We start from the raw sequence: 6,511 nt of genomic DNA on the forward strand, positions 1-6,511 counted from the left end.
GGCACGGTGGTCAAAGTGGGCCAGATCCGGCGGATTTATTGGCTGCAGAACAGGCGGCTTACCCCGCCACCGCCGCCTTCTCAGCCTGCTTGGCGTTCATCCATTCACTCATCCAAGGGGCCCGGACGCTCGAAGTGATCCGGCAGTCGGCCACGAAGGTTCCCTTGGCCCCGGCGTCGATCCAGTCCTGAAGCGCGGCCAGGTCCGCCAGCGAGCGGATGATCGCCGACTCAGCGCCCAGCGCGCGGGCGATGCCGCTGAAGTCCACCTCGGGGATCAGCATCGGCTTTTCAGTCAAGCCCTGCGAGCCGTACTGGTGGATCTCGGCCCCGTAGGCGGCATCGTTGTAGATCACCACGATGGCGCTCCTTGCCGCACCAATGAGCGACTCGAGGTCGGACAGGCCCATCAGGAAACCACCGTCGCCCGCGGCCAGCACCAGGGTGCGGCCGTCCTCCACCGCACGGGCCGCCCCGACGGCGCTCGCCAGGCCCAACCCGATGGACTGGAAGGCGGTCCCGACCATCACCAGGTCCTGCGGCCGGGGGATGTTCCAGTACATGGGTGCCCAGCCGATGAAGTGCCCGCCGTCCTGGACCACCGTGCGGCGCTCCGGCAGCACGACATCCAGTGCCGTGGCCAGGGAGCGCGGGTCCAGCCGGCCGTCCGGGGTCTCATCGGTGCCGGGGTGGTGGGCAGGTCCTTCGGCCAGGCGCCGCCGGGCTTCCGCCCGCCAGCCTTCCGCCGAAGTCCCGCCGGCCAGCAGCCGGAGGATCCGTCCCGCGGCGGACTTCGCGTCCGCGCTGACGAACAGGTCCACCCGGGGGTTCGTAGGCTGCAAAGCGGTGTCGATCTGGATGACGGTGCTATCGGGGCCGAGCAGGTGCCCGAACCGCATGGTGAAGGGGCTCAAGCTCACCCCGGCCACCAGGACCACGTCGGCCTCGCACATGAGCCCGGCCGCGGTGTCGGTGCCGAAACCGCCCGCAACGCCCAGGTACCCCTCGCCTTTGAGGAGGTTGAGCGCCAGAGCGGTTCCGGCGGTCAGTGCGCCGAGCCGGTCGGCGAGCTCGCGGAGCTCCGGACCGGCTCCGGCGAGGTGCGCACCGCGGCCAGCGAGGATCAGCGGGCGCCTGACCCCGCCGAGCAGGCGGGCTGCCTGCGCGAGGCCGCGGTCGACGTCGTCCGTCACCTTTGCTGCCGACGGCTCGGGGAGGTCTTCGTCCACAGCCTCCAGTGACGCGAGGTCGTAGGGAATGGCAATCACGACGGCGGTGCGCTTGGTGAGGGCGTACTCCACCGCCTGCTGCGTGATGGAGCCAACGGAGTCGCGGGTGACGGTGAAGGTGGCCGCGCCGAGGCCGGCCGCGATGGCCGTTTGGTCGATGTCTTGCGGCCGGGCGCCGCTGCTAGGTGCATCTCCGGTGACAAGCACGACGGGGATTTGCGCCTGGACCGCCTCGGCCAGGGCGGTGAGAGCGTTGGTGTAGCCGGGGCCGTAGGTGGTGGTGCCCGCCGCGAGCCGTCCTGACGTGCGGTAGTAGGCGTCGGCGGCGGCGATGGCGGCGCCTTCGTGGCGGACGGGGGAGAAGCGGAGGCCCAACTTTTCCGCGGCGTCCAGGAAGTAGACGTTTCCGTTGCCCATAACGCCGAAGACATCGCTGAGGTAGTTGCTGAGAACCTGCGCCACGCGGCCGGAGACAGTGAGAGTGGTCATGCAGGAAGCGTGTGGCCTGCATCTCACGTTTGCAATACCCGTGGATCCTGTTGGGACTTTTGGTAGCAGGGGGCGTAAAAAATGAAAAAATGCCCAGCTCCTGGTGCGCCAACCACACTTAGTCCGACGTGCGGGATTCCTGCTCGGACAGGCGGCTGATGAGCCCGTCGTAGCGGGGCGGCATGAGTTCCATGACGGAGATGGCGGTGCTGGTCCGCTGGATCCCGTCGATCTCCAGCATCTGGTTGGTGATGCGATAGAGATCGGCGGTGCCGCGGGCCACTACCTTGGCCATGAGGTCCGCGTCCCCGGTGGTGGCGTGCACCTCAATGACCTCCGGGATGGCGGCGAGTCCGCTTTCCACCGAGCCGAACCACGTCTGGCTGATTTCCAGCGAGAGGAAGGCCATCAGTTCGTACGAGTGCGGCGGGGTCCAGCCTGCGGCTGAAGGAGCGGAGGGCGCCGCTGCGCTCCAGCCGCGCCAGTCGGGCGTGGACGGTGTTGCGTGCGACGCCGAGTGTCCGGGAGAGTGCCAGGGCGCTGGCTTCGGGGTCCTTGTCGAGGGCCAGGATGATGCGGCCGTCGAGCGAATCAAGGGTGCGAGAGTTCGCGATGGTCATATTTTCACCACACACGGTAGAAGTTGAGCAGAAGTCCCAATGGCATGAGCGTATCTTGCAATGTGCACCAGGTCACAATCAAGATCGGTCCTCATGACCCTCACTCAGTTCTGGACTTCACCGGATACCGCGCGCCCCACCCTTCGTGACGCCGTGACCGGCCTTCCGTCCTATGTCCCGGGCAGGCGCAGCGCCGGCACGGACATCGCAGCCCTCGCCAGCAACGAAAGCCACTACGACCCGCTGCCTGCAGCCACCGCTGCGGTGGCTGCAGCGGCCGGCACCATGAACCGCTACCCCGACTCGGCCGCCGGCGAACTCCGCGAACGGATCGCGTGGCACCTAGGTGTCACGGCAGGGGAAGTGGCGGTGGGACCGGGGAGCGTGGGCGTCCTTCAACAGATCATCACCGGACTGTGCGACGCTGGAGATGAAGTGGTCTTCGCATGGCGTTCCTTCGAGGCTTACCCCATCCTGGTGGAGCTGGCAGGCGCCCTGCCGGTCCGCGTTCCGCTGGACCACCTGGAGGGCCACGACCTCGACGCCATGGCCGCGGCCGTCACCGAGCGTACGAACGTGATCCTGCTCTGCACCCCCAACAATCCCACCGGCGTGCCGATCGGCCACGACCGCATCGACGCTTTCCTGCGCGCCGTCCGCTCCGACATCCTCGTGGTGATCGACGAGGCCTACGTGGAGTACGCCGAAGCGGGCAGCGGCCCCGATTCCTTGGCGCTGTACCGCGAGTACCCGAACGTCTGCATCCTGCGTACCTTCTCCAAGGCCTACGGCCTCGCCGGCCTGCGGGCGGGGTACGCCGTGGCCGCGCCGGCCATTGCTGAGGGGCTGCGCCGGACCGCCTTGCCCTTCTCGGTGAGCGCGCTGGCGCAGAAGGCAGCCGTCGCTTCGCTGGACGCGGGGGAGGAGATGGAAGCGCGCGTTGCCGCGGTGAAGCAGGAGCGGGGCCGGATGGCCTCGCGGCTGGAAGCCCAGGGCTGGCAGCTGCAGGCGAGCCAGGGCAATTTCCTGTGGATCCGTGCGGATGACGAGCTCCGGGCGAGCCTCGTCGAGGCGTTCGACGGCGCCGGCATCCTGGTCCGGGCGTACCAGGGTGACGGCGTGCGGATCACCGTGGCCGACCCCGCATCCAACGACCGCGTGCTCCGGCTCCTCGAAGCCCACGCAGTCTGACCATTGTCTGGTTCCTTACTATTCCGTTCCACCTACAACTAAGAGGAATCCCCATGGAACAACAGACAAAGACGTCTGCCCGCGCCCTCGGCGCGGCCCTTAAACCCCGCCAGCTCACGATGATGGGCCTTGGAAGCGCCATCGGCGCGGGCCTCTTCATCGGCTCCGGTGCCGGCATCCAGGCGGCCGGCCCGGCCGTGCTGATCTCCTATCTCGTGGCGGGCACGCTCATCATCCTGGTGATGTGGGCGCTCGGTGAGATGGCCGCCGCCAACCCGGACAGCGGCGCCTTCTCCGTCTACACCGCCAAAGCGTACGGGCCGGTGGCCGGCGCCACGGTGGGCTGGTTGTGGTGGCTGCAGCTCGTGGTGGTCATCGCGGCGGAAGCGCTCGGTGCGGCGGGCCTGCTGGCCACCATCTTCCCGGCGCTGCCGGTGTGGCTGATGGCCTTCGTGTTCATTGTGGTGCTGACCGCGGTGAACTTAACCAGCGTGAAGAACTTCGGCGAGTTCGAGTTCTGGTTTGCGCTGCTCAAGGTGGCGGCGATCGTCGGGTTCCTCCTAGTGGGCTTTGCGCTGCTCTTCGGCTTGGTGCCGGGGGTGCAGTCGCCGGGCCTGGCGAACTTCATGGGTGAGGGCTTCGCGGTCAGCAGTTTCGGCGGCATTGCGACGGCGCTGTTTGTGGTGGCGTTCGCGTTCGGCGGCACGGAGATCGTGTCCGTGGCGGCAGCCGAGACCGCGGAGCCGGCCCGCAGCGTGAAGAAAGCTGTCCGGACCGTGCTGTGGCGCATCCTGGTGTTCTACATCGGTGCGATCTTCATTATCGCGGCCGTGGTTCCGGTGGGTTCGGAAGGGCTGAAGAGCCCGTTCGCCGCTGTGCTGGACGCTGCCGGAATGCCCGGTGCTGCCACCGCCATCACGCTGGTGGCGGTCGCCGCCCTGCTCTCCGCCCTCAACGCCAACCTGTACGGTGCGTCCCGGATGGCGTTCTCTTTGGCGGAGCGGGGTGAAGCGCCGCGCTGGCTCGCTTCCGTGTCGACCGCGCGGGTTCCGGTGGTGGCGGTACTGGCCAGCGTCGCCTTCGGCGTTGTCACGGTGGTGCTGGAGCTGGCCTTCCCAGAGAAGGTCCTGCCCGTCCTGCTCAACATTGTGGGCTCGACGTGTCTGCTGGTATGGACGTCCGCGCTCCTGGCCCAGCTCGCGCTGCGCCTCCGCGCCGACCGCGAGGGAACGAAGCTTCCGCTGCGAATGCCCGGCTTCCCCTGGCTCACGGTGGTTGGCCTGGTCATCCTCGCGGCGATCTTCACGGTGGGCTTCATCGGCGAGGACTCACGGCCGCAGCTCCTGAGCACCTTTGGACTCGTGGCGCTGTTGGCGGTGGCGAACTGGTTGAACCACCGGAAGCGGGATACTGCGACTGTTTCCGAATCTGCCGACCGTGCCAAGTCCCCGGTACTCGTCGACTGACTTAGAGGCCTAACACGAAGGGCGCGTCAGGCTTTGGCCGGGCGCGCCTCTTTGCAGTTGTGCCAGGTAGGCAGGCTGTACGTCCTGAATTTCGACCCTCCAAGAATGTGCAGCGTGCACGCGAACTCGGCGCATGATGGCGCATGTCGGAAAAGACGTGCACTCCGCTGTCGGCCGCCCTGAGAGCGTCGCTCTGCTCGTGGGCTTCCCGCACTTACATCCGGGGAGCATTAGGCTAGTACGGCCGCCCCGATGGTCGGGGAGCGACATCGCAGAGGAGAAGCATGGGGTTCGACACATACCTCAAAGTTGGGGATCGGGTGGCGCTCATGTGGAGAAAATCGACGAGCGCCATGCCCAGGCTGCTTTTCCGTCACGACCAAACACACATGGCCGAAGTGGAGTCACCTGAGCAGCCGATGCACGGGTTCGAAGTCGAATACCGAGCCTCAGCGGATGAAGTATCGCAGACCCTTCGCGACGGAGGCCTTGGCTGGGACTCATTCATTGCGACCTATACCACCGTGCGCAGCGGTCAGGTGGCCGAGAGTGAGCTTTGGGTGCACGAAGTTTTCGCAAAGACGATCGAGAGCAAGCCCTCGAAACCCGCCAAGACCATGCCGGAAATTATCGCTGACTTAGAACAACGGGTTGAAAAGGAGTGGGAGTGGGATGCTGCTGCCGTGGCCGCCCACGAGAAGAAGCTTGCCTCTTTTCAAACCCAGTCTCCTGCCGATGACCTGATTGCCCTGGGGAAGTTACTTGCCGGCCAATGGCTGGATACCGGTATCGAGCAAGTGGTCATCTTCCGGGACATGGTATATGACAGCCCCATCGAACCGACACATGGCTTCGTTACAGACATCATGAGGGCCGCGGAAGAACGCGGAATTGATAAATACGGGGTCGGCAGGGCAGCGGAATCGTTCGCGCTTCTTTATCGGGATGCCCCAATGCTGGCCTGGCCGCTGCTGTTGTGTGTCCTGCTGCACCACCTTCCGGGAGATACGGCCGTTTCCTATGTCTTGACGGAACATGCTTCCGAGCAAGATGTCTCGACCGAGCAAGCCGCTCAGGTGTACCTGGAGGACTACTGGCTAGGATCAGCGCAGTACCTCACTTCCCAAGCAAGTACTCTCGGCAAACTGTTCGGTGTGCTCGCATCTTTCGACAGCAAGCTGGGGCGGGAATTCTGGCTTGCACGGGCGGCTGATGCACTTGGCCGTCTGGATACGATGTCTGCTGATAAGGAGTCGCATACGACCAAAGCCCGGGGCGATGCGCTGGAATCGCTGGTCGATGCCCTTGTCCGGGCAGAAGAGCCCGATTTGTCCGTTCTCGAGAAGAACTTCAGAACAGCTGAGGAAGAGATCGACCTTGTCCTATTGAACAGACTGAAAGACACTTTCTGGTCGGCGCAGGCAAGCCCCCTCATCTTCGTCGAATGCAAGAACTGGAGTACTCCAGTGGGCGTGCCAGAGATGCGCATTTTCGAGTCGAAGATGGGCGACCGGGGC

Annotated in this window: 4 protein-coding genes and 1 pseudogene; 3 read left to right on the forward strand and 2 right to left on the reverse strand. The window is 65.5% G+C overall.

The features are described from left to right. Window positions 1-58: 58 nt before the first annotated feature. Complete coding sequence (locus AC5RWX_RS28815; protein WP_494099660.1) at window positions 59-1,717, reverse strand: thiamine pyrophosphate-binding protein; 1,659 nt, start codon at window positions 1,715-1,717, stop codon at window positions 59-61. A gap of 118 nt (window positions 1,718-1,835) precedes the next feature. Continuing rightward, window positions 1,836-2,337 (reverse strand): annotated as a pseudogene (locus tag AC5RWX_RS28820) (Lrp/AsnC family transcriptional regulator). A gap of 93 nt (window positions 2,338-2,430) precedes the next feature. On the opposite strand from AC5RWX_RS28820, the gene hisC reads away from it, so the two are divergent. From hisC to AC5RWX_RS28835, 3 genes are all read left to right on the forward strand, one after another. Beyond that, window positions 2,431-3,528: a histidinol-phosphate transaminase gene (gene hisC, locus AC5RWX_RS28825; RefSeq protein WP_494099661.1), complete on the forward strand. Its 1,098-nt coding sequence runs from the start codon at window positions 2,431-2,433 to the stop codon at window positions 3,526-3,528. A 53-nt stretch (window positions 3,529-3,581) separates the two neighbouring features. Continuing rightward, window positions 3,582-4,994, forward strand: coding sequence for an amino acid permease (locus AC5RWX_RS28830; protein WP_494099662.1), 1,413 nt, complete (start codon window positions 3,582-3,584; stop codon window positions 4,992-4,994). Between the two features lie 284 nt (window positions 4,995-5,278). Next, window positions 5,279-6,511: PDDEXK family nuclease (locus tag AC5RWX_RS28835; protein WP_494099663.1), on the forward strand; the 1,233-nt coding region annotated here is incomplete at its 3' end.

It is taken from the genome of Arthrobacter sp. SPT-J7, assembly GCF_059089965.1.

Coding starts and splice junctions, on each gene's coding strand:
- AC5RWX_RS28815 (WP_494099660.1), bottom strand. CDS start 1,717: ATGACCACTCTCACTGTCTCCGGCCGCGTGGCGCAGGTTCTCAGCAAC.
- hisC (WP_494099661.1), top strand. CDS start 2,431: ATGACCCTCACTCAGTTCTGGACTTCACCGGATACCGCGCGCCCCACC.
- AC5RWX_RS28830 (WP_494099662.1), top strand. CDS start 3,582: ATGGAACAACAGACAAAGACGTCTGCCCGCGCCCTCGGCGCGGCCCTT.